Here is a 23,743-nt window from a genome sequence, read left to right on the forward strand (position 1 = left end):
TTTGAATAAATAGAAATAAATATTATGAATGTTAAAGAAGAAATATTTGAGAAAGATTTACATGAATTAACTCCTGAGCAACAATGTTCTATTGAAATTGGCAGGGATCAAATAAAAAATGGTGAATTTTCTAAAAATGAAGATGTTATTTCAGAAATGAAAAAATGGCTAAAGACAAATAATAAGTAAATCAATTTTCATGACGAAATTCTACAAAGAAACATTTTGGTTTTTAGGAACTACAATTGTTATTTTAGTCTCTTTTTATTTCTTATTCGGAATAAATGAAAATGTTGTCATCAATATAAAAGATACTTATTATGTTATAGAACCATTTACAATATTGATTCCTTTATTTATCAGTATTTTTTTCTTTGTTTACTTAGTTAGAGTTTTTATTGGAAAATTTAACAATCTAATAGCTAACTTTATTTTTCTTACTTTCAATTTATTAACAATAATACTTTTTACTTACTTACTAATTTTTGTAAACTCCCAAATTGAGCTTGCAGGCTCAATAGAATATCCTCCTATTTCTGGAGGAGTTGTTGAAGTAAAAGGAAATAATTATCAAAATTTCTTTTATTTACTTTTATTTTTTCAAATGACGCTTATAGTACTTCAAAGCTTTTTAGGAATAAAAACCGGAATGAAATATAAATCAAATAAATTTAGCAAATCTTAATCCAATTACCCTATTTAAAACCAACAAATTAATATTCGCTTAAGGTTGAATTAAGGGAAAAATACTTCGATTCGACATTCGTTATTATTGCATCAAAAACAAAAATAACGATGTCCTGCAAAGCTATTCTTCTGCTATTCCTATTCGGATTATTTTCTGCGAATGCACAGCAAAATGATTCGATCACAAAAATTGACAGTACTTCACATCAGCTAAAATTCAATTACAAACAATTGATTATTCCTGGTGTATTAATTGGGTACGGTGTTATTGGACTTGAAAGCGATCAGTTGCTGAGTTTTAATTCGCAAATTAAAAAAGAAGTTACTGAAGATATTGATAACAAAATCACCATTGATGATTTCTCGCAATATGCACCTGCGGCATCAGTTTATGCTTTGAACGCTTTTGGTGTGAAAGGTAAAAATAATATGCGGGATCGTTCTGTTATATTTGTGACTTCATATGCTATTATGGCGACAACGGTTTTAGGTTTAAAATCGATTACACACGAAGAAAGGCCAGACGGAAGTTCGAACAACTCCTTTCCTTCCGGACATACTGCAACTGCTTTTGCCGGAGCCGAATTTTTATGGCAGGAATACAAAGACAAATCAATTTGGTACGGAATTGCAGGTTATGCTGTTGCAACTGGAACGGGATTATTTAGAATTTACAACAATCGTCATTGGTTGACAGATGTCGCTGCCGGAGCCGGAATCGGGATTTTGAGCACCAAAATTGCGTATTGGATAAATCCGTATATCACTAAAAAATTATTCAAATCGTCATCTGAAAATAAATCAACCTCTATGATAATGCCTTTTTATAACGGGCAGCAATATGGTTTGGGTTTTGCGAAGGTTTTTTAGATTTTTTATTTCTCTATGTCACCCTGAGCGAAGTCGAAGGGCTTTATAACACAAAAGGTCTTCGACTTCGCTCAGACTGACATTCGGATTTAAAAATAAAAAACTCGTTTCCTTATTTTTCTTTTTACGTATTCGAAGTATTATTCTTAATCTCTCGAACTTCACGTTTCAATTCTAAAAGCAAATCTTTCATTGCGCCAGTTTCCGTTGTTTCTTGTTTTTTGTCTGAACGACCGATATTACATTCGTATTCCCAAATCTCCAAAATATCAGAAGCTTTCACTTCATAATTCGGGTAAAAACTGTTGTCTGATTCTAAAACCAAACTATTCTTTTTGTTTTTATTGAGACGCTTATACACCATTCCTTCACTTTTAGTAATAAGAATATAGGTTTTTCCATCCATCACCTCTCCTAACCTTTCGACATAACGCCCAATAATTATCGAACCTGCTTCGTGCGGAGGCATTGAATCGCCTTCTACAGGAAAACCTCTATGTTTGCCAGGTCCTAAAAACGGAAGTGAAACCTGTTGCAAACTTTCAATATATTCTGGATCAGCATATCCGTTGAGGTATCCTGCTTTTGCTTTTTGAGATACAATTTCGATATAATTTTCGCCAAAATTATCAACCTGAATGGGTAAAATAAGTCGGTTGCCCTCAAGTTTGATCAAATTTTCGATGTTTATTTTCCGAATATCGACCGACAATAATAAATCGATACTTGTATGAAAAAACAAGGCGATTTTCTTTAAAATATCATACGGTGCTTCCGAAGTTCCATCTTCGTATTTCACGTATCTTCCTCTTGTAATACTAAGGTTTCCAGCTAATTTCTCCTGCGATATTTTATGCTTAACCCTCAATGCTCTGATGTTATCTGAAAATAAAGACATAATTAATTTGTTATAATTTGGAACAGCAAATATATAAAAAAATGTTCTTATCTGTGCTAATTTTGTTCCATACAAAAACAAAAAGGAAAATGGCAAGGGCAATTGTACATATGGATTTGGATACCTTTTTTGTATCCTGTGAAAGACGCACCAACTCTGAACTCAATGATATTCCACTTATTATAGGTGGCGGAGATCGCGGTGTTGTGGCCTCTTGTTCGTATGAAGCCCGTAAATTTGGAGTACGCTCTGCCATGCCTATCCGAATGGCACTAAAACTTTGCCCAGATGCAAAAGTGATGAAAGGCGACATGGAATTATATTCTCAATTATCACACGATGTTACTGAAATTCTTCAGGAAAAAGCACCTGTTTTAGAAAAAGCAAGTATCGACGAATTTTATCTGGATATTACCGGAATGGATAAATTTCACGGAAGTTATAAATGGACAAATGAATTGGCTCAAAAGGTCATTAAAGAAACTGGATTGCCTATTAGTTTTTCATTATCCATCAATAAAACCGTTTCTAAAATTGCAACTGGAGAAGGCAAACCTGTAGGAAATCTTCAAATTCTGGAACAGGAAGTACAAAACTTTTTAAATCCGTTATCGATTCAGAAAATCCCAATGGTTGGTGCAGTTACTTTTCAACTTCTGTCTAGAATCGGCGTTCGTAAAATTCAGACTTTGGCCGAAATGCCTGCTGAGGTTTTACAGCAGATGATTGGTAAAAATGGTTTGGAACTTTGGAAAAAAGCACACGGAATTGATCATACTCCCGTTGAACCTTATACGGAAAGAAAATCAATTTCGACCGAAACAACTTTTTCACAGGACACTATCGATCTTGCAAAACTGCGAAGAATATTATTAGGAATGGTCGAAAAACTGGCTTTTCAGCTTCGTGCGGAACAATGGCTTACTTCAACAGTTACGGTTAAAATACGTTATGCCAATTTTGATACCGAAACCAAACAATGCCGAGTAGCTTATACTTCAGCCGATCATATTCTGACTAAAAATGTAACCGAACTTTTCGAGAAAGTGTATCAGCGTCGTATGCGATTGCGCTTGATTGGCGTTCGCTTCAGCGGATTGGTGCGCGGTACTTATCAAATTGATCTTTTTGAGGACACTCAAGAAATGCTTTCGCTTTATGAAGCGATGGATAAAATGAAAAAACGTTATGGATTTGATGCCGTAATGCGCTGTGCAGGAGCTCACTTTAAACCAAACACTAAAGACGAAATTTTAAAACGCAACAAATAATGTATCTTAATTGTCATTCATACCATTCATTACGTTACGGCACAATTCCGCTTAAGGAATTGATCAGCCAAGCCGTTTCATTTGGTATAAAAGCAATGGCATTAACAGATATTAATACCGTAACAGGCATTTATGATTTTATAAAAGCTTGTCAGGAAAACGGAATCAAACCTTTAGTAGGAATAGAATTTCGCTGCCATCATCAATTCCGATTTATTGGTTTGGCTCAAAATACAGAAGGTTTAGCTGAAATGAATCGTTTTTTAACCGAACATAATTTCAGCGGAGAAAACCTGCCTTTGACTGCACCCGAATTTAAATCGGTTTTTGTGATTTATACTTTAGAAAATGCTCCGAAAGTACTTCGCAAGAATGAATTTATCGGTATTCGTCCTGAAGAAATTTCGAGGCTTTTTACATCAGAACACAAAAGTAAAATTGCTCAAATGGTAGTTTTACAACCTGTAATTTTTAGAACCAAAACAGAATACAATCTGCATAAAATCCTTCGGGCAATTGACACTAATATTATTTTATCAAAACTTACAGAAGCCGATTACTGCAAAGTTTCGGATATCATGCAACCGGTAGAATCTCTTTTACCTTTCTATGAAAAATATCCTGAAATTATAAGCAATACACAAAAAATCATTGATTCCTGTAATTTCGAATATGATTTTGAAACTCCAAAAAATAAAAGATTCTATACCAAAAGCCGTCAGGAAGATTTAGAAAAACTTACTGATTTGGCTTGGGAAGGATTTAAAAATCGTTATGCTAAAGATAATTTAGAAGCAAAAGCGCGTGTAGCAAAAGAATTAAAAGTGATTGATGAATTAGAATTCAGCGGTTATTTTTTAATTACTTGGGATATTATTCAGTACAGTAATAGTCAAGGTTTTATGCACATTGGACGCGGAAGCGGTGCCAACAGCATCATTGCGTATTGTCTCGGAATTACCGATATCTGCCCTATCGAACTGGATTTGTACTTTGAACGGTTCTTAAACCTCAACCGTAAAACGCCGCCTGATTTTGACATTGACTGGAGCTGGCAAGAACGCAATATAATTTTGGAATATATCTTCGGAAAATATGGTAAAAATCATGTTGCTTTCTGCGGTACGAATGTTGAATTTAAATACCGATCTATATTTAGGGAAGTTGGAAAAGTTTTTGGGCTTCCGAAAGAAGAACTTGATATGCTGGCTAAAAATCCAATGGCTTTGCATGAAACCAATAAAATTGTAAAACTGGTTCAGCAATACGGAATGCTGCTCGAAAAATATCCAAACCAACGCAGTATGCATGCGTGCGGAATTCTGATTTCTGAAGAGCCAATTACGAATTACACACCTTTAGAAATGCCTCCAAAAGGATTTCCAATCGTGCTTTTTGACATGCATATTGCAGAAGAAATTGGTTTTGAAAAATTCGATATTCTTAGTCAGCGAGGCATTGGGCATATTGATGACAGCGTAAAGCTGATTGCTAAAAACCGAGGGATAAAAGTTGACATTCGTAATACTTCGATTTCTAAAGATGAGGCTTTGTGTAATGTTTATCTGGCACAGGGAAAAACGATTGGGTGTTTTTATATCGAAAGTCCGGCGATGCGCGGTTTATTACGTCGATTGAATTGTGATAATTATAAAATTCTGGTTGCTGCTTCGTCTATTATTCGTCCCGGCGTTGCACAATCGGGAATGATGAAGGAATATATTTTTCGTCATAATAATCCAAATCAGTTTGAATATTTCCATAAAGTTTTCAAAGAACAACTTGGCGAGACCTACGGTATTATGGTCTATCAGGAAGATGTTATCAAAATCGCTTTACATTACGGCGGACTTCCCGCTGCTGACGGTGATATTCTTCGTCGTGCCATGTCTGGGAAAGGAAGATCTCTAGAAGCTTTACAAAAAGTAAAAGATAATTTCTTTGCCTGCTGTGCTCAAAAAGGACATCCAGTTGGTTTAAGTCAGGAAATATACCGTCAGATTGAATCATTTGCGGGGTATTCTTTCTGCAAAGCACATTCGGCTTCTTATGCTGTTGAAAGTTATCAGAGTTTATATCTCAAAGTGTATTATCCTATTGAGTTTATGACTGCGGTAATCAATAATCAGGGCGGATTTTACAGAACGGAAGTGTATGTACATGAAGCACGAATGTCTGGCGGAACGATTCATAATCCGTGCGTGAATAAAAGCGAATATCAGACTACTTTATATGGCACGGATATTTACCTCGGTTTTATGCACATTCAAAGTTTAGAATCGAAAACGGCACATTTAATTGAAGAAGACCGAAATAAAAATGGTGATTATATTTCTTTAGAAGATTTCATCAATCGTATTCCAATAGGGATTGAAAATATTAAAATTCTGATTTTCATAGGTGCTTTTCGTTTTACAGGAAAAACTAAAAACCAGCTTTTGGTTATTGCTAGTTTGCTCTTGAACAATTTTAAACCTGAAAACAGAAATTTAAAACTTTTACAGGAACCTGTTAAAGAATACAAACTTCCTACTTTGGAGCGTTCTGTTTTTGAAGATGCTTTTGACGAAATCGAATTGTTGAGTTTTCCTGTTTCGTGTACGGTTTTTGACATTTTGCAAACCAAACATCGCGGCGATATTATGGCTAAAGATTTAGTCAAATATCATAAAAGACAAGTTCGAATGCTGGCGTATTTAATTTCTAGAAAACACGTCCCTACAAAAAAAGGAACTATGTATTTTGGAACCTGGATTGATCATGAAGGTACTTATTTTGATACGGCACATTTTCCTGACAGCTTAGAAAAATATCCGTTTCAGGGAGGCGGATGCTATTTATTATTAGGAAATGTTGAGGTTGATTATCATTTTCCAACGATCACCATTACTAAAATGGCAAAAATGCCTTTTATTCCAGATCCTCGTTATATGGATGCTAAAGACCAATATAAAACACAAAACCAAATTAAAGAAGATATAAGCCTAACACATAGAAAGCCTTATCCATCGGATCATGAAATTAATTTGCCGAGACATAGGATGAAGTTTTAGTAATCAGTGTTCAGAATTTAGTGTTCAGTTCTCGGTCACAATCACAGTATCTAACTGAACACTAAATTCTGAACACTGAACACTAAAAAATAACTAAAGAAGAACTTACGTTATATAAAGATGAAAAATACGGAATATGCTATAGTCGATATTGAAACCACAGGCGGAAATGCCAGTGGCAGCCGCATTACAGAAATTGCCATTATTATTCATGATGGTACAAAAGTGTTGGATCGTTATGAAACTCTTGTAAATCCAGAACAGGATATCCCTCTTTCTATTTTTGGATTAACGGGTATTAATAACGAAATGGTGGCGAACGCACCTATTTTTGATGATATTTCAGAGAAAGTATTGGAAATGCTTACCGATCGCATTTTTGTTGCTCATAATGTAAACTTCGATTATTCATTTATTCACCATCAGCTGGAGCAAGCGGGTTTTAAATGGTCAGCACAAAAACTTTGTACAGTTCGTGCAGCAAGAAAAATCAAGCCGGGTTTAGGTTCTTACAGTTTAGGAAATCTTTGCAATTCTTTAAATATATCTCTAGAAAACAGACACCGAGCTGGTGGAGATGCAGATGCGACTGCTGTATTATTCTCTCTTCTGTTAGAATGGGATGATGCGGGAGAAATCGAGAATATGATCAAAAAAACGGCTCAAGATCAGCGCTTACCTCCTAACCTTCCTCCTGATGATTTTAATAATTTACCTGAAAAACCAGGTGTATATTATTTTTATAATCAGGCAAAAAAAGTGATTTATGTTGGAAAAGCTATCAATGTAAAAAAACGTGTGGCATCGCACTTTAGCGGTAATAACATCAATTCTCAAAGACAGCATTTCTTGAGAGATATTCACGGAATTTCCTTTGAAATCTGCGCTACCGAATTAATGGCACTTTTGTTAGAATGCACCGAAATAAAACAGCTTTGGCCAACCTATAATAGAGCATTAAAACGTTTTGAAGCAAAATTTGGCATTTATCAATATGAAGCACGAAACGGTTACAAATATTTAGCCGTTGGAAAACTGAGTAAATTTCAAACTTGCATTCATGAATTTAACAGCATGCATAACGCTATAAATCTACTCCGAGATCTGTCTGCACAATTTGAAATTGATCAAAGATTCTGCAAATATTCCAGACCCGAAGAAGGAGAACTTCCGCAAAATAATGACGTCAGAAATCTGCCTGATGTTTTGTTTCATAACGAACAAGTTGATAATGCTATTGATTTTTTATTGAACAACAGACCTTCTTTTGCTATTATAGACAAAGGAAGATCAAAAGAGGAACGCAGTTGTATTTGGATTGAAAACGGTCATTTTTACGGAATGGGTTATATTCCATCAGATATTTCGATTCATGATCCTGAAGAAGTAAAAAACTATGTTACGACTTACAAGAGCAATCAATATATAGAACAATTGATTTTTGCTTTCGCAGAAAAATATCCTCGAAAAGTATTCTTCAATAAGCATTTTCAGAATTAAGCCTGAACTTAGAAAATTTAAGTTATGACACTATTTAACGACACCGAATTATTTGCGACTGGTTTGGAAGGCAAAAAAATATTTGACATTCCTGACTCAGAACTTATTCTTATAGATAATTTCTTTAGTAAAGAAGAATCCGATCGTTTATATGAAAGAATACTTCGCAAGACCAAATGGAGAGAATATGAAATGGAAATTTATGATAAAACGTATACTGTTCCCCGAATGATTTCTTGGTATGAAGACAAAGATAACCCCGGAGCTGATCTAAATGGACCTGATTGGACTTATGATTTATTAACTATTCGAGGACTCGTTGAAAGAGAAACGCAGCTTGATTTTAACAGCCTCCTTTTAAATTTGTACCGAAATGGAAATGACGGTGTAGGATGGCACAGCGACAAAGAACATAACACAGGACCTAATCCGGTTATTGCTTCGGTAACTTTTGGAGAAACGAGAATGTTCAGACTCCGACATAAGTACAGCAAGGAAATTCCACAGGTCGAAATTCCGCTGCATCACGGTTCTTTTTTATTAATGTCTGGAACTACAAATAGTTTTTGGCAGCATCAGGTTCCCAAAACAGCACGGCCTGTTTTACCCAGAATAAATTTGACTTTTAGACAAACTAAACGAAGCATATAATGTATAAACAACTCTAAATGAGCTTTTTCTTACTCAATAACGATGAGGAAAATTCTGCAAAAAAAAGTTAAATTACTCACTACGTGCACCTTTTATTAGGCAGACCCTTTCTTTTTTAGTACTTTTGCAACCCTTTTTTAAATACAATACCACAAATGGCATATTCAAACAATGATTTAGCGCGCTTTTTAGATGCGCAGAATAAACTTTATCTTACCGCACTTTCAGAAATTAAAAAAGGAAAGAAAGAAACTCACTGGATGTGGTTCATTTTTCCGCAGGTTAAAGGATTAGGTAAAAGCGATACAGCAAATCTTTATGCAATTGCCGATTTAAAAGAAGCCTCAGATTTTTTGGATCATCCTATTTTAGGAAAACATCTTATTGAGATTTCAGAGCTGTTATTAACTTTTAAAAGAAAGTCAGCTGATGGAATTTTTGGGGATTTAGATGCTCGAAAATTACGTTCGTCTATGACGCTTTTTTCTATGACTGAAAATACAAATCCGATATTTCAAGAAATATTAGATGCTTTTTTCTCGGGAGAATCAGACCCGCTTACTATTTCTATTATTAATTCAACTATAAAATCTTCTGTCGAAGCCGCTGTTGTATAACAGCCTCAATAGATTATTTGACATCAAAAGACACTGTTTTTCTAAGCAGTGTCTTTTTTTATGATCCAAGATTAGCAGCTCACTATTTTTTTATTGTCCGCAGATTTTTTAGTTTTATATTGTACTCTCAAAAAACTAAACCATGACCGAAAAAATCAAAACCCTGCAAATTATTCATCTTGCTGTTTGTGCAGGAACAATCCTTGCTTATTTCTTTTTAGGAGAACTTTCAATTGAAAAATTAAAAAATGTCCCCACTATAGATTCATCGTCAATTGTATATGTTTGTATCCCTGTTTTGGCTTTCGTTTTAAGTACATTTTTGTTTAAATCACAATTAAAACAAATCGATCCAAAATTAAAAACGGAAGACAAATTGCCTGTCTATCAAAGTGCTTCTATAATGCGATGGGCAGTTCTAGAAGGTGCTGCTTTTCTAATATTATTTTTAAAACCTGATTTTATATTATTTGGGATACTTATTATAATATATTTGATTTTTTTAAGACCTACTGAGGAAAGAATTAATAATGATTTGAGTTAAACTTCATAAAAATTTTCTTCGTGGAAATTTAATATATTTTAATTATAACGAAAAAACGCCTTATGAATAAGGCGTTTTTTTTATCTAGATATTACTTTTTGCTCCAAGCTGGTACTAAACTTCTTTTGATTTTGTTAGATAATAAACCGGAATTCCTGTAAGCATAATCAATACGCCCCAACCGCAAGTTGAAAATTTTACAACAAGCAATGATATACAAATTGCTGTTGCAATTATTATATACAACATTGGTAAAAAAGGATATCCAAACGCTTTATAAGGTCTTTCGATATTTGGCATTTTCTTGCGTAAGATAAAAATTCCATAAATCGTTAGAATATAAAAAATCAAAACAATGATGATTACAAAATCTAACAAATCACCATATTTACCTGTAAGACATAAAGCGGAAGCCCAGATACACTGGGCCCAAAGTGCCCAAGCGGGTACGCTTGAACTATTTAAAACGGCAGCTTTTTTAAAAAACAAACCATCGTTTGCCATTGTATAATAAACTCTTGCGCCAGCCATAATTAATCCGTTATTGCAGGCAAAAGTCGAAATCATAATCATTATTGCAATAATCAAAGTCCCTATATTTCCAAAAATATATTGTGATGCTACAACCGCCACACGATCAGATTTTGCTGTCGCGATTTCATCAAGCGGAATTACTGCCAAATACATAATATTTGTAAGAACGTAAATAATTGTAACAATAAAAGTTCCTAAAAATAAACTGAAACCAACATTACGTTTTGGATTTTTAATTTCGCCGGCAATAAAAGTAACTCCGTTCCATGCATCACTCGAAAATAAAGAACCAACCATTGCTGCCGAAATTCCAGTAATTAAAGCCGTACCTCCAATTGGTAACCAAGAACCGCTTTCTTTGTCAAACGAACGTGTATTCCAGGCGTCAGCCCAGTTAGCGTCCCATACAGAAGCTTTTGCCGCAAGCGTTAATCCAAAAATAATTAATCCTAATAACGATAAAATCTTGATAATTGTTAAAACGGTTTGTAGAATTTTACCGTTTTTTACTCCTCGACTATTAATATATGTCAATAAAATTATGGTAAATATTGAGACTAACTGCGCTGCATTGAGCTTAAAAGCACCTATCTCGTACAATATATTTTCATCGCTAAAGGGTTCGTACAAATAGGCAGCAAATTTTGAAAAAGCAACTCCAACGGCGGCAATTGTACCAGTTTGAATTACTGCAAAGAAACTCCAGCCGTACAAAAATGCAATTAACTTATTGTATGCTTCTTTTAGATACACATATTGTCCTCCGGCTTTTGGAAACATTGCGCTTAATTCTCCATAACTTACAGCGGCAATAACAGTTATTAATCCTGAAATTAACCAAATTAGGGTGAGCCATCCTGCTGAACCTACTTGTCTGGCGATATCAGCACTTACAATAAATATTCCAGATCCAATCATAGAACCAACCACAAGCATGGTTCCATCTAATAATCCGAGTTCTCTTTTAAAATTTTCTTGGTCGTTTTCTTGCATTTTTTTGGTTTTTGGTTGGTTAAAGATATACTTTTTTCCGAAATCTTATAATTTCACTTTCTAATTTTTAAAATTCAAAACTCTAATTCAAAAAATTAAAATTACTACTTCATATTTAATCTTCTTAAAGGTAAAAAGCATAACTGTTTTTAGTAAAATATATTTAGAATTACTTCTTATTACAAATGTTAATTGCTTAAAAAAAAACAAAAACACATTAAACAAAAACTAAATAAAAACATCTTTTATATAGATATCTTCTAACCAACAAAGTCTTGTCTTATTCCTTTAAAAAGAATAAAAAACAACATTACAGCCAAACCACATAATCACAAACAATTAATAATCAAATAATTAAACAATAGTCTATATAAAAATTTAATCTAAAAAGAAAATAGGTTAATTGTAAAACCCAATCGTTTTTTTATTAATTTTGATAGAGGTTTTAATTTTTCTTAAAATACCACAAATTTTATTAACAATTGTTTATCATTTAAACCATCCAGCAAATAATCATCTTAAACATATTATTGAAGCAAAACGAAAAGCTTAAAAAATACTTTAAAGGCAGAAATAAAAATTATTAACCTACTAATCTGAAAACCATGTCTAAAGGTCATTTTTTCAAAAAACTACGTTCCCCAAATGTTTTTGTTCTTTTGTTATTTGTGTTTCTTTCGTGTGCGTTACTAATATTTATTAATTTTTTCACAATCAAAATATTGTCTGCAAATAGAGCTTATGTAAATGGCGAATCCCATTATTCAAAAGGTCAAAAAGATGCTTCTCGCCACCTTCTCACCTATCTCTATACTAAAGATCAAAACCAATGGAATTTATATTTAGAAGAGCTAAAAGTTCCTCAAGGTGACGGGATCGCCAGAATAACACTTTTAAAAGCAGGCGACAATGCAGCAGCTCGAAAAGGTCTTCTTACAGGTCGAAATAACGAAGAAGATTTAGATGATCTTATCTGGTTGTTTGTTAATTTTAAAGAAGTTCCATTTTTAGCAAAAGCAATTCATGAATGGGAACAAGGAGACAAATTAATCAATCAATTATTCATTATTGGTCAACAAATAGATTCAAAAATAAAATGCGACCAACTAACTGATGCTGATCAACAAAAATTTCTTCAACAAATCAGCAATATCAGTGACAAACTTACGATCAACGAACGAAACTTTTCTAACACATTAGGCGAAGGAACTCGTACTATAAAAGATCTTCTCATCATTATCAATATCATTTTTATATTAATAATTATTTGCAGCGTTTCTCTTTATTATTCTATAATGGTAAAACGATTAATTGTTTCAAAAAAAGAAATTGAAATCAAAAATGAAAATCTAATACTAGTTAACCATGAACTCGATCGATTTGTGTACAGCGCATCACACGACCTAAGATCTCCTATAACATCCTTAAAAGGTCTTATCCAAATTACACAACTTGAAGATGACGTAGACCAAATTAAAGATTATTTAAATTTAATGCATCAGAGCCTTTGTAAGCAAGATCAATTTATCAGCGATATTATAGACTACTCTAAAAACAAAAGAATACAAACTATAATAGAACCTGTAAATCTAAAAGAATTGTTTGATGAAGCAATCGCTCAATTAATGCATATTGAAAACGCCAATAAGATAATTTTCACCAAAGAATTATTACTTGATCAAATTCAAAGTGATCGTTTACGCTTGAGAATAATCATTAGTAATTTACTCTCAAATGCAATAAAATACGCCGACAACAGTAAACAAGAAATGCTTATCTCTATAAAAACTTACTTTGACGGCGGTTTTCATAAAATAGAAATATCTGATAATGGAATTGGCATTAAAGAGGAATTTAGAGATCATATTTTTGAAATGTATTTCGGAACTAACAAAAACAAAGGATCAGGGCTGGGACTTTACATCGTAAAAGAAGCCGTTGAAAATATCAAAGGAAACATATCTGTATCCTCAAAAAGCAATATAGGAAGCAAATTTATTGTAACTATTCCAAACGCATATGGCGCATAAACCAGAATTCTTATTAATTGAAGATAATTTGATCGACCAAATTGTTATAAAGCAACTACTAAAAAAAGTGTTTAACATAACTGAGTTAAGCATCACTAATAACGGTAGGGAGGGAATTATATGGCTTACCAATAACAAAAAAAACATCATTCTTTAATCATATTATTAGACATTCAAATGCCTATAATGAATGGTTTTGAATTTTTAAATGAGTTTCACAAACAAAGTGAAGATTTTAAAAAAGAGATTAAAATTTATGTACTTTCATCAACATTGGATACTAATGAAATTGAAGAAATCAAGAATAGTAAGTATATAACTGATTTTTTAAGTAAACCTCTTTCGATTGAAGAATTTAAAACAAAAATCTATTCAACTCCTTATTAGGTTTATTCTAAAACACGATTTACTTGCGAAAATGCTCTTGTATAGTAAGCTTCTTTTGTTGAAGAAATCATAACACCGCCGTGAGTAGAGGAATGTACAAATTTAATCTCACCATCAACATTTTCAACAACCATACCTACGTGGTTTATATGGCGCCTTCCATTGGTTTTAAAGAAAATTAAATCGCCTTTTTGAGCTTCTTCCGAAGCTACTCTTGTTCCTATACGAGATTGTTCTATTGAACTTCTTGGCAGCTTGATGTCGAAGTTACCAAAAGTACAAAACATCAAACCTGAACAGTCAAAACCTGCTTTTGTAGTTCCGCCTGAACGATAACGTGTCCCTATATTTTCAGTCGCATTACTAATCAGCTGATTAATTAAATCGGAATGATTGCTTATTCTAACAATTCCTGAGTCTTTAACAACATTTGAGTTATCTGCAACTTCTATTGATGGCTGCGCACTATCGATTATCTGGGATGAATTCACATTTAAAGCATCTGCTTTTTCTTTGGTAGTTTTAATCTTTAAAACATAACCTACCGGAAGTTTTCCCTTTATAAATGGATTTTGTCGTTCTAATTCAGCCACTGTAATTCCATATCTTTTTGCAATAGCATACTTTGTCTCTTTTGGCTGAACCTCAACAACAACTTCTGTATTTTCTGAAGCAATAATCTCAGGTTTTGCTACATCAGTACTAACTCCATTTAGTGTAAGTGCAACTGCATTTGAAGAAATATCACCTTGCTTCCCCGTATTTAAATCGGCTGTTTCTAATACTTGATTGGCTTTTTCTGCTGTGGTACTAATCTTTAAAGATTGCCCTACTCGGAGTTTCTTTTTGATTGAAGGATTCTGACGCTCTAATTCTGCTACTGTTATTCCGTACTTCTTAGCAATTGAGTATTTTGTCTCTTTAACCTGTACTTTAACGTTAAGCTCTGTATTTGCAATAGGAACAATTTCTGGTTTTACATTATCTGTATTAACTATATTTTCTGAGACTACTGCATTAGAAGGAATATTTAGATGCTGTCCTATTTTTAAACCGTCTGTTTCTAATGTTGGATTTGCTTTTTTTAATTCGTCAACAGAAACATTGTATTTTTTAGCGATTCCCCAAAGCGTTTCTTTTTGCAAAACTTCATGTGAACCTGGAGTATCATAAGCTATATTTTTCGTTTTACTTGCTTCATTTTGAGAAGATTTTTGAACAGTACGAACATTTTTATTCGGGATTAGCAAAACCGAATTTAGTTTTAAAACTTTAGGTGCATTAGGATTTGCATCTTGAATATCTTTTACTTTTACACCATATTTTTTAGCAATTACAGTAATGTTTTCTCCTTTTGAGATTTTATGTTTGGTAAATTTTTCTTGAGAAAAAGCACCAACACTAAAAAAAACAATACTATAATTAATCTAAAAACCATACTCACCTATTAAAGTTTATCTATCTTTTTTAAGTTTAGATAATAATTTAAACTCAAAAAGAGCAACTATATTACCTAAAAAGCGAATTTAACTTTTTAAAGTAAAAAACACACTATTTTTAACAACTAATTCACTTCATTTTAACAAGTACGGCATCAAAATTGTGTCAACTTTTTGAATTGCAGTTTTTTAAATAAAAATAATGTTCCAAAATAGATTTATCCTTAACTTAACTAATAAAAACTTGTGAAAAAATTACTCTTCATCTTTCTTTTATCTTCGTTTTTATCAAATGCACAAAATACTGAAGGAGTTATTGTTTCTACAACCAATCAACCTATTTCAGATGTAAATATTGTTTGTTCTTCAAAAAACTTTAAAACTTTGAGCGATAGAAAAGGGAAGTTTATGATACGAAAAGAATCAAGCTTTAATGAAACTGACACTTTGCAATTCTCTCATATTGGGTACCAGATTTCTAAAATTTCTTTTAAAGAGCTTAGAAAGCTTAATTTTAAAATTTACCTGAAAGAGGAAACAGAGAATTTATCTGAAATAGCTGTTTCTGCCAATGGTAAATTAAAACTAAAATCAAAAATTGCTTTTACGAAATTAGCCCCTTTAAAAAATGCTATTTATTCTTTTGGATCTTTTGTAAAAGATGGTAAAATTTATATTGTCGGAGGAGATGCTTCTTATGAGTCTGACGCCTTTCAAAAAGCAAAGGAAAAAACAGTAAATACGGATACGGAAATTTTCATGAAAACTTTTTATGATGAACTTCGTCGTCAAGAAGGCTCTCATTCGTACAGAGGCGATTTTTTAATTTATGACATCAATACCGACAGCTGGCAGACTTCTGAAATTAAATTCAAAAAAAGGGCTTATAATAACCTGCATTATTACGACAACAAGATGTACGTTTTGGGAGGAAAGCGAATATCAGGAAACGCCAAATTTGAATATTTAGAAAATGAAATTGAAGTTTTTGATTTAAACAAAAATACAATTACAATTGATAAAACTAATCCGCATCAGGCGGTCAATTTTTCGTCGTTTACTTACAAAGACAATATTATTGTTATGGGTGGCTCAATAAAAACAACTCTGAAAGGCAAAAAAACATTTACTAACAAAGTTCGCTTTTACAACATTCCTTCTGGTTTGTGGTATGAACTTTCAGATATGCCAACTGCAAAAGAAGCAAATGGTGTTTTAATAGGTGATAAAATTTATTTAATTGGCGGAAATAATGGACAACCTTTATCTGAAATAGTAAGTTTAAATTTGCTTGATGAAAAATGGCAAACTGAGGGAGATCTTTTTTCTCCTTTAGAAAATCCCGCAGTTACTTCTCAAAATAGCACCATTTACATTTTTAATGATCGAAGATTGTATGTGTATGATGTAAATTCAAATCGTTTAAAGGAATACTTAATTGATCTTGAATTAAAATCCGCGACAATGCATTTTTATGGAGACAAATTATATATAATTGGCGGCTATACGTACAATGAATACAGTACAAATCCTTCTCCTAACACTTACAGTATTTCCGTTGATGAATTCGAAAACACGAAACCAATCCGTATTAAAACGTTAAATCCAAAAACTCCTTTAGTTAAAGAAAATCAATAGTTTTTTTTTGAAAACTACTTTCCCAGCCCAGATGGAAACACCATAAAATAAAAACAGGTACCATACAAATGATACCTGTTTTTACTTTAAATAGAATGTACAACCTCATCTAGTTCAAAACGAGATTTTGGCAAAACCCTCGGATGCGCCCAATCACTTAAGTCAGCATATCCAACTGTAACAGAGAATAGCGGTGCATACCCATCTTGTGGCAATATTTGCTTATAACCCTCAATGTTTATGCCTTCCATTGGCGTAGCATCAAGTCCCATACTTATACAAGCACTCAAAAAATAACCTAACGAAAGATACACTTGATGTTCCATCCAAGATTTCGTTGCAACATCTCCATTCGATTTTATCATTGGTTCGTAAAAAAGAGTTCTCCACGCCTCTGGCAGAATAGAGATATTTCGTTTTTCAAAATGCTCAATATCTTCCATTACACTAAACACCACTAAAAGACCAACATCGTTGATAGATTGTTCGTTCATATAAGATTGAGCTGCCAGCTCTCTTTTTACTGTTTCATTAGTAACAAAAGTAAACTTCCAAGGCTGACTGTTTATAGAAGAAGGACTTAATCGAATGATCTCTTTCAACTCTTCAATTTGTTCTGCTGTAATCTTTTTGGCCGCATCATACTTTTTTGTTGCGTACCTGCTCTTTGCAAGGTCTAAAAAACTCATATTTTTATTTTTTATTTATACTATACTTTTTATTGTTACAAAACTAAGTATAGTAAACTATCTTTGCAATAACGGTTAAAATTGATAGTAACAGATGTATAGTATAGACAACAAACAATATCCTTGCAGCACAAGCCTAACAATGAAATATATAGGCGGTAAATGGAAAGCAGTAATTCTTATTCATTTAATCGAAAAAAAGCGATATAGTGAATTAAGAAAAGAATGTAAAGTTATTACTGAACGAACATTAAGCCTTCAATTGAAAGAACTTGAAGAAGATGGACTTATTACACGAACTGTACACACAAATAAACCTCCTTTGAGGGTAGATTATGAATTAACTTCTTTTGGCAGAACACTTATTCCGTTACTTCAAGCCATTGCTCAATGGGGAAGTGAAACTGCTGCAGCCTTAAAGCTCTAATAAATTAATTTCTAATTATACAATAAAAAAACGTTCTGCTTTCACAGAACGTTTCTAGTATAATTGAATACAAAAAATATTAAGCTTTTCCGGCTGCAATTAAGTTCAATGCAGAACCTGCAACGAACCAGCCAATTTGACCTGCGTTGTAGGTATGATTTGCCAAGATAATATCTTTAGAACCGTTTGCATGAACAAATTCTAATGTCAATGGTTTTCCAGGTGCAAATTCGGTTAAGTCTAAGAAATTGATTGTATCGTCTTCTTGAATCTTATCATAATCTGCTTCGTTCGCAAATGTCAATCCTAAAAGACCTTGTTTTTTAAGGTTTGTTTCATGGATACGAGCGAAAGATTTTACTAATACTGCTTTAACTCCTAAGAAACGAGGTTCCATAGCGGCATGTTCACGAGAAGAACCTTCGCCGTAATTATGATCTCCAACAACAATAGACGGAACTCCAGCCGCTTTGTATGCACGAGCAACTGCAGGAACAGCATCGTATTGCCCTGTTAATTGATTTTTAACCGAGTTTGTTTTTTGGTTGTAAGCATTTACTGCTCCAATCAACATATTGTTTGAAATATTATCTAAATGTCCGCGGAAACGCAACCATGGACCAGCCATAGAGATATGGTCTGTTGTACATTTTCCGAATGCTTTAATTAATAATTTAGCACCTGTAATGTTTTTACCATCCCAAGCATCAAACGGAGCCAATAATTGTAATCGTTCTGATGCAGGATTTACTACGACCTGAACTCCTGAACCATCCGCTGCTGGAGCTTGAAACCCTGGATCTTCGGCATAGAACCCTTTAGCAGGTAGTTCATCTCCTGTTGGAGCATCCAGCATTACTTCTTCTCCATCTTCATTGATTAATTTATCTGTTAATGGATTAAAACTTAAATCACCAGCGATTGCCATTGCTGTTACTAGTTCTGGAGAACCTACGAAAGCTAATGTATTTGGATTACCATCGGCACGTTTTGAGAAATTACGATTGAAAGAGTGAACAATTGTATTTCTTTCTTCTTTTTCTGCCCCTTCTCTATCCCACATACCAATACATGGTCCGCAGGCATTAGCAAAAACAGTTGCTCCAATTTTGTGGAATGTATCTATAAATCCGTCTCTCTCAATAGTTGAACGAACTACTTCAGAACCTGGAGTAATGGTAAATTCAGCTTTTGTTTTTAAATTTTTATCTGCTACTTGTCTTGCTAAAGAAGCTGCACGAGAAATATCTTCGTAAGAAGAGTTGGTACATGAACCTATTAAACCAACCTGAATTTGCAACGGCCAGTTATTTTTGATTGCTTCTTCTTTCATTTTAGAAATTGGAGTAGCTAAATCTGGCGTAAAAGGACCATTTAAATGAGGCTCTAATTCTGATAGATTGATTTCGATAACTTGATCAAAATATTTTTCTGGGTTTGCATACACTTCTGGATCTCCGGTTAAGTATGAAGCAATTTTATCGGCTGCATCTGCAACATCAGCTCTGTTTGTAGAACGCAGGTAACGCCCCATTGAAGCATCATAACCAAAAGTTGAAGTTGTTGCGCCAATTTCAGCACCCATATTACAAATCGTTCCTTTTCCTGTACACGACATAGAAGTCGCTCCTTCTCCAAAATATTCAACAATAGCACCTGTACCACCTTTTACGGTAAGAATACCAGCGACTTTAAGAATAACATCTTTAGGAGCAGTCCATCCTGATAACTTACCAGTTAATTTAACTCCAATTAATTTAGGAAATTTCAATTCCCACGCCATTCCGGACATAACATCTACAGCGTCAGCACCACCAACACCAATCGCTACCATTCCTAATCCTCCAGCATTTACGGTGTGAGAATCGGTACCAATCATCATTCCTCCAGGGAAAGCGTAATTTTCAAGTACTACTTGGTGAATAATTCCTGCTCCTGGTTTCCAAAAACCAATTCCGTACTTATTTGAAACTGATGATAAGAAGTCAAAAACTTCATTACTTTGTGTTTTTGCTCTAGCCAAATCAGTTGCTGCATCTACTTTTGCCTGAATCAAGTGATCGCAGTGTACTGTTGTAGGAACTGCTACTTTAGATTTACCGGCATGCATAAACTGCAATAATGCCATTTGCGCTGTTGCATCTTGACACGCTACACGATCTGGTGCAAAATCAACATAATCAATACCTCTTCCAAACGCTTTGGTCGGATTTCCATCCCAAAGATGATTGTATAAAATTTTCTCTGTTAATGTAAGTGGACGACCAACAATTTCGCGTGCTTTATCAACACGACCTGGCATGTTCTCATACACTTTTTTAATCATTTCAATATCAAAAGCCATAAGTAATTGTTTTTTGTTTTATTTTTTTGAACATGACAAGTTACAAAAAATAGAAGAGCAATAAAAGAAAAAGCCCGAGTTTATCACTCGGGCTCTTTATATATTAATAATCGTAAGATTACATTACTAACGATTTATTAGAAGGCGCAAACTTAGTCAAGTTGATTCCTTCAACTGCTGTTGTATATTCAGCTAATGTTGGAGTTCTACCCAAAATTGTTGATAAAACTACAACTGGTGTAGAAGAAAGTAATGATTCTCCTTTTTTACCTTCAGTATCTTCTACAACTCTTCCTTGGAAAAGACGAGTTGAAGTTGCCATTACTGTATCTCCTTTTGCTGCTTTCTCTTGGTTACCCATACATAGGTTACATCCTGGACGCTCTAAATATAACATGTTCTCATATTCAGTACGAGCAGCACCTTTAGGCGCATTATCGTCAAATTCGAAACCAGAATATCTTTGTAAAACTTCCCAATCACCTTCTGCTTTAAGCTCATCTACAATGTTATAAGTTGGCGGCGCTACTACAAGAGGAGCATTAAATTCAACTTTTCCTGTTTGTGCTTCTACATTTTTCAACATTTGAGCAAGGATTTTCATATCTCCTTTATGAACCATACAAGATCCGATAAATCCAAGATCTACTTTTTTCTCTCCACCATAGAAAGACAAAGGTCTAATAGTATCGTGAGTATATCTTTTTGAAACATCAGCATTATTTACGTCTGGATCAGCAATCATCGGCTCTGAGATTTGATCAAGATCAACCACAACTTCTGCATAATATTTAGCATTAGCATCCGGAGTTAAAGCTGGTTTCTCTGCAGATTTAATTTCTGCAATTCTCTTATCTGCTTTATTGATCAATCCTTGAAGAACACGTTTTTCGTTATCCATACCTTTGTCAATCATGATTTGGATTCTGCCTTTAGCAATTTCCAATGATTCGATCAAAGTATCGTCTTCCGAAATACAGATAGAAGCTTTTGCTTTCATCTCTGCAGTCCAGTCTGTAAATGTAAATGCTTGATCAGCAGTAAGTGTTCCAATATGAACCTCAATGATTCTTCCTTGGAATACATTTTCTCCTCCAAATTGGTGAAGCATTTGCGCTTGTGTAGCGTGAACCACATCACGGAAATCCATATACCCTTTCATGTCTCCTTTGAAAGTTACTTTTACAGATTCTGGAATTGGCATTGAAGCTTCTCCAGTAGCAAGAGCAAGAGCAACTGTTCCTGAGTCAGCACCAAAAGCTACCCCTTTTGACATTCTTGTATGAGAGTCACCACCAATAATAATAGCCCACTCGTCAATAGTAATGTCGTTAAGAACTTTATGAATAACATCCGTCATTGCATGATAAACACCTTTCGGGTCACGAGCTGTGATTAATCCAAAATCGTTCATGAATTTCATCAATTTTGGAATATTTGCCTGTGCTTTTTTATCCCAAACTGAAGCAGTGTGACAACCTGATTGGTATGCACCATCAACGATTGGCGAAATCACTGTTGCAGCCATAGATTCTAATTCCTGAGCAGTCATAAGACCTGTAGTATCTTGCGAACCTACGATATTAACTTCTACACGAACATCTGAACCAGCGTGCAATACTTTACCTGGAGTAATACCTACTGCGTTTTTGTTGAAGATTTTCTCTACTGCAGTAAGACCTTGTCCTGCATGAGAAATTTCTTTTGATGGAGCAAATACAAGAGGTGCCTCAACATTTAAAACTTTTGCTGCAAGTGTTTGAAGTTTTTTACCAAATACGATTGCATATGAACCACCAGCTTTAATAAATTCCATTTTTTGAGGCGTAAATGCCTTAGAAATATCAATTAATTCCTGATCTCCGTTATATAATTTTTTCTCTTTAATATTGATTGTAAGCACTGTTCCTGTAGCAACAGAATATGTTTGCTCTAAAACTGGCTCGTCATTTTCATTACGAACAACATTACCTTCTGCATCAACCTTTTTTACCCAGTTTTTAAGATCTAAACCAATACCACCAGTAACATCAACTGTCGTTAAGAAAATTGGAGAAATTCCGTTTGTACCACCAACAATTGGAGCGATGTTTACGAATGGAATATATGGACTTGCTTGTTTTCCTGTCCAAAGAGCCACGTTATTTACACCTGACATTCTTGAAGAACCAACTCCCATTGTTCCTTTCTCTGCAATCAACATTACACTTTTATCAGGGTGTTGTGCTTGCAATTCTCTAATTTCTTTCTGTGCTTGCGGAGTAATCATACACTGACCATGAAGTTCACGATCTGAACGTGAGTGAGCTTGATTACCTGGAGACAGTAAATCTGTTGAAATATCACCTTCACCAGCAATAAAAGTAACTACTTTAACTTCATCTGCTACTTCTGGCAGTTTTGTAAAGAATTCTGCTTTTGCATAGCTTTCAAGAATTTCTTTTGCTATTGCGTTATTATTTTTGAATGCTTCTATTAGACGATCAGTATCTGCTTCATAAAGAAAAACTTGTGTTTTCAGCACTTTCGCCGCCGCTTCTGCAATTGCAGCATCATTACCTAAAGCTAGATCTAACAGCACTTCAATAGAAGGTCCGCCTTTCATGTGTGATAATAATTCAAAAGCAAAAGTTGGAGTGATTTCTTTTACTACTGACTCTCCTAATATAATTTCTTTTAAAAATTTAGCTTTTTCACCAGCCGCACTTGTAGTACCCGGCAAAGTATTATAGATAAAAAACTTAAGAGAATCTTCTCTGTATTCGTTATCTAAATCTTTAATCTGCGAAATAATTTCGCTTACTAATTCTGCACCATCAATTGGCTTTGGATGAAGTCCTTGGCCTTTTCTTTCTTCGATTTCTTTAATGTAATCTTTGTAAGTATTCATAATATGTTAGAAGTATTTTTGTTTTTTTGTACGCAAATTTAAATATTAAAGCCGAGAATTAAAAATAATATAATAGAAGTCGCGTTTTCAAAAATTATTATTATTAAAAAACGATTTTCGCTACTTGTTTTTGTCAAAATATCAGTTTTACATTAAAAAAATGAATTATTGATATTTTAAAAACCTTTCTTTAGCAAAGTCGAAATTAGACGTAATAAAGTAAGTGAGATTTTACCTCTATTTTAGAAAAGAACAGTTCTAAATAAGCTATTATAACGTTA

Annotated in this window: 19 protein-coding genes; 13 read left to right on the top strand and 6 right to left on the bottom strand. The window is 33.7% G+C overall.

Features of this window, described 5'->3' with window-relative positions; genetic code table 11:
* Positions 1–24 precede the first annotated feature (24 nt).
* The 3 genes from BOW55_RS20820 (at position 25) to BOW55_RS10465 (ending at position 1,557) form a co-directional block, all read left to right on the top strand.
* Positions 25–189 carry a hypothetical protein gene (locus BOW55_RS20820; protein WP_164975024.1) on the top strand — a complete coding sequence of 55 codons (165 nt, stop codon included), beginning with the start codon at positions 25–27 and terminating at the stop codon, positions 187–189.
* A gap of 10 nt (positions 190–199) precedes the next feature.
* Positions 200–685 carry a hypothetical protein gene (locus BOW55_RS10460; RefSeq protein ID WP_129024083.1) on the top strand — a complete coding sequence of 162 codons (486 nt, stop codon included), beginning with the start codon at positions 200–202 and terminating at the stop codon, positions 683–685.
* Between the two features lie 110 nt (positions 686–795).
* Positions 796–1,557 carry a phosphatase PAP2 family protein gene (locus BOW55_RS10465; protein ID WP_129024084.1) on the top strand — a complete coding sequence of 254 codons (762 nt, stop codon included), beginning with the start codon at positions 796–798 and terminating at the stop codon, positions 1,555–1,557.
* 124 nt (positions 1,558–1,681) lie between these two features.
* Here the strand turns inward: BOW55_RS10465 and BOW55_RS10470 are convergent, their stop codons facing one another.
* The gene (locus tag BOW55_RS10470; RefSeq protein ID WP_129024085.1) at positions 1,682–2,455 is read right to left on the bottom strand and encodes a LexA family transcriptional regulator; all 774 of its coding nucleotides are present in this window, start codon (positions 2,453–2,455) and stop codon (positions 1,682–1,684) included.
* An 89-nt stretch (positions 2,456–2,544) separates the two neighbouring features.
* On the opposite strand from BOW55_RS10470, the gene dinB reads away from it, so the two are divergent.
* The 6 genes from dinB to BOW55_RS10500 all read left to right on the top strand — a co-directional run bounded on the left by dinB (position 2,545) and on the right by BOW55_RS10500 (position 10,091).
* The gene (dinB, locus tag BOW55_RS10475) at positions 2,545–3,726 is read left to right on the top strand and encodes a DNA polymerase IV (protein ID WP_129024086.1); all 1,182 of its coding nucleotides are present in this window, start codon (positions 2,545–2,547) and stop codon (positions 3,724–3,726) included.
* Positions 3,726–6,779, top strand: a complete 3,054-nt coding sequence (locus BOW55_RS10480; protein WP_129024087.1) for a DNA polymerase III subunit alpha — start codon at positions 3,726–3,728, stop codon at positions 6,777–6,779. Before dinB ends, BOW55_RS10480 begins: the two co-directional genes overlap by 1 nt.
* 120 nt (positions 6,780–6,899) lie before the next feature.
* Positions 6,900–8,279, top strand: a complete 1,380-nt coding sequence (locus tag BOW55_RS10485) for an exonuclease domain-containing protein (RefSeq protein ID WP_129024088.1) — start codon at positions 6,900–6,902, stop codon at positions 8,277–8,279.
* 24 nt (positions 8,280–8,303) lie between these two features.
* Positions 8,304–8,930, top strand: a complete 627-nt coding sequence (locus BOW55_RS10490; protein WP_129024089.1) for an alpha-ketoglutarate-dependent dioxygenase AlkB — start codon at positions 8,304–8,306, stop codon at positions 8,928–8,930.
* Between the two features lie 155 nt (positions 8,931–9,085).
* Positions 9,086–9,547, top strand: coding sequence for a DUF1810 domain-containing protein (locus tag BOW55_RS10495; RefSeq protein ID WP_129024090.1), 462 nt, complete (start codon positions 9,086–9,088; stop codon positions 9,545–9,547).
* Between the two features lie 142 nt (positions 9,548–9,689).
* On the top strand, positions 9,690–10,091 hold the full coding sequence (locus tag BOW55_RS10500) for an MFS transporter (RefSeq protein ID WP_129024091.1): 402 nt from the start codon (positions 9,690–9,692) through the stop codon (positions 10,089–10,091).
* 114 nt (positions 10,092–10,205) lie between these two features.
* Here BOW55_RS10500 and BOW55_RS10505 read toward each other — a convergent pair whose 3' ends face one another.
* Positions 10,206–11,618 (bottom strand): APC family permease, encoded by a 1,413-nt coding sequence (locus BOW55_RS10505; protein WP_129024092.1) that lies wholly within the window; start codon positions 11,616–11,618, stop codon positions 10,206–10,208.
* Positions 11,619–12,340: 722 nt separating this feature from the next.
* On the opposite strand from BOW55_RS10505, the gene BOW55_RS10510 reads away from it, so the two are divergent.
* Together BOW55_RS10510 and BOW55_RS21325 are read left to right on the top strand one after the other, a co-directional pair.
* Positions 12,341–13,648 carry a HAMP domain-containing sensor histidine kinase gene (locus tag BOW55_RS10510; RefSeq protein ID WP_241686532.1) on the top strand — a complete coding sequence of 436 codons (1,308 nt, stop codon included), beginning with the start codon at positions 12,341–12,343 and terminating at the stop codon, positions 13,646–13,648.
* A gap of 186 nt (positions 13,649–13,834) precedes the next feature.
* The gene (locus tag BOW55_RS21325; RefSeq protein ID WP_241686533.1) at positions 13,835–14,035 is read left to right on the top strand and encodes a hypothetical protein; all 201 of its coding nucleotides are present in this window, start codon (positions 13,835–13,837) and stop codon (positions 14,033–14,035) included.
* A 2-nt stretch (positions 14,036–14,037) separates the two neighbouring features.
* On the opposite strand, the gene BOW55_RS10520 is transcribed toward BOW55_RS21325, so the two are convergent.
* Positions 14,038–15,462 carry a LysM peptidoglycan-binding domain-containing protein gene (locus tag BOW55_RS10520; RefSeq protein WP_241686534.1) on the bottom strand — a complete coding sequence of 475 codons (1,425 nt, stop codon included), beginning with the start codon at positions 15,460–15,462 and terminating at the stop codon, positions 14,038–14,040.
* 258 nt (positions 15,463–15,720) lie between these two features.
* Between BOW55_RS10520 and BOW55_RS10525 the strand changes: the two genes are divergently transcribed.
* Positions 15,721–17,112 (top strand): carboxypeptidase-like regulatory domain-containing protein, encoded by a 1,392-nt coding sequence (locus BOW55_RS10525; RefSeq protein ID WP_129024095.1) that lies wholly within the window; start codon positions 15,721–15,723, stop codon positions 17,110–17,112.
* An 86-nt stretch (positions 17,113–17,198) separates the two neighbouring features.
* Here the strand turns inward: BOW55_RS10525 and BOW55_RS10530 are convergent, their stop codons facing one another.
* On the bottom strand, positions 17,199–17,801 hold the full coding sequence (locus BOW55_RS10530) for a nitroreductase family protein (protein WP_129024096.1): 603 nt from the start codon (positions 17,799–17,801) through the stop codon (positions 17,199–17,201).
* A gap of 94 nt (positions 17,802–17,895) precedes the next feature.
* Between BOW55_RS10530 and BOW55_RS10535 the strand changes: the two genes are divergently transcribed.
* Positions 17,896–18,228, top strand: coding sequence for a helix-turn-helix domain-containing protein (locus BOW55_RS10535; RefSeq protein WP_129024097.1), 333 nt, complete (start codon positions 17,896–17,898; stop codon positions 18,226–18,228).
* A 79-nt stretch (positions 18,229–18,307) separates the two neighbouring features.
* Here BOW55_RS10535 and BOW55_RS10540 read toward each other — a convergent pair whose 3' ends face one another.
* Together BOW55_RS10540 and BOW55_RS10545 are read right to left on the bottom strand one after the other, a co-directional pair.
* Positions 18,308–20,572 carry an aconitate hydratase gene (locus BOW55_RS10540; RefSeq protein WP_129024098.1) on the bottom strand — a complete coding sequence of 755 codons (2,265 nt, stop codon included), beginning with the start codon at positions 20,570–20,572 and terminating at the stop codon, positions 18,308–18,310.
* Positions 20,573–20,690: 118 nt separating this feature from the next.
* Positions 20,691–23,462 (bottom strand): bifunctional aconitate hydratase 2/2-methylisocitrate dehydratase, encoded by a 2,772-nt coding sequence (locus BOW55_RS10545; RefSeq protein ID WP_129024099.1) that lies wholly within the window; start codon positions 23,460–23,462, stop codon positions 20,691–20,693.
* Positions 23,463–23,743 lie beyond the last annotated feature (281 nt).

Source organism: Flavobacterium sp. YO12 (assembly GCF_004119495.1).
Lineage (GTDB): Bacteria > Bacteroidota > Bacteroidia > Flavobacteriales > Flavobacteriaceae > Flavobacterium.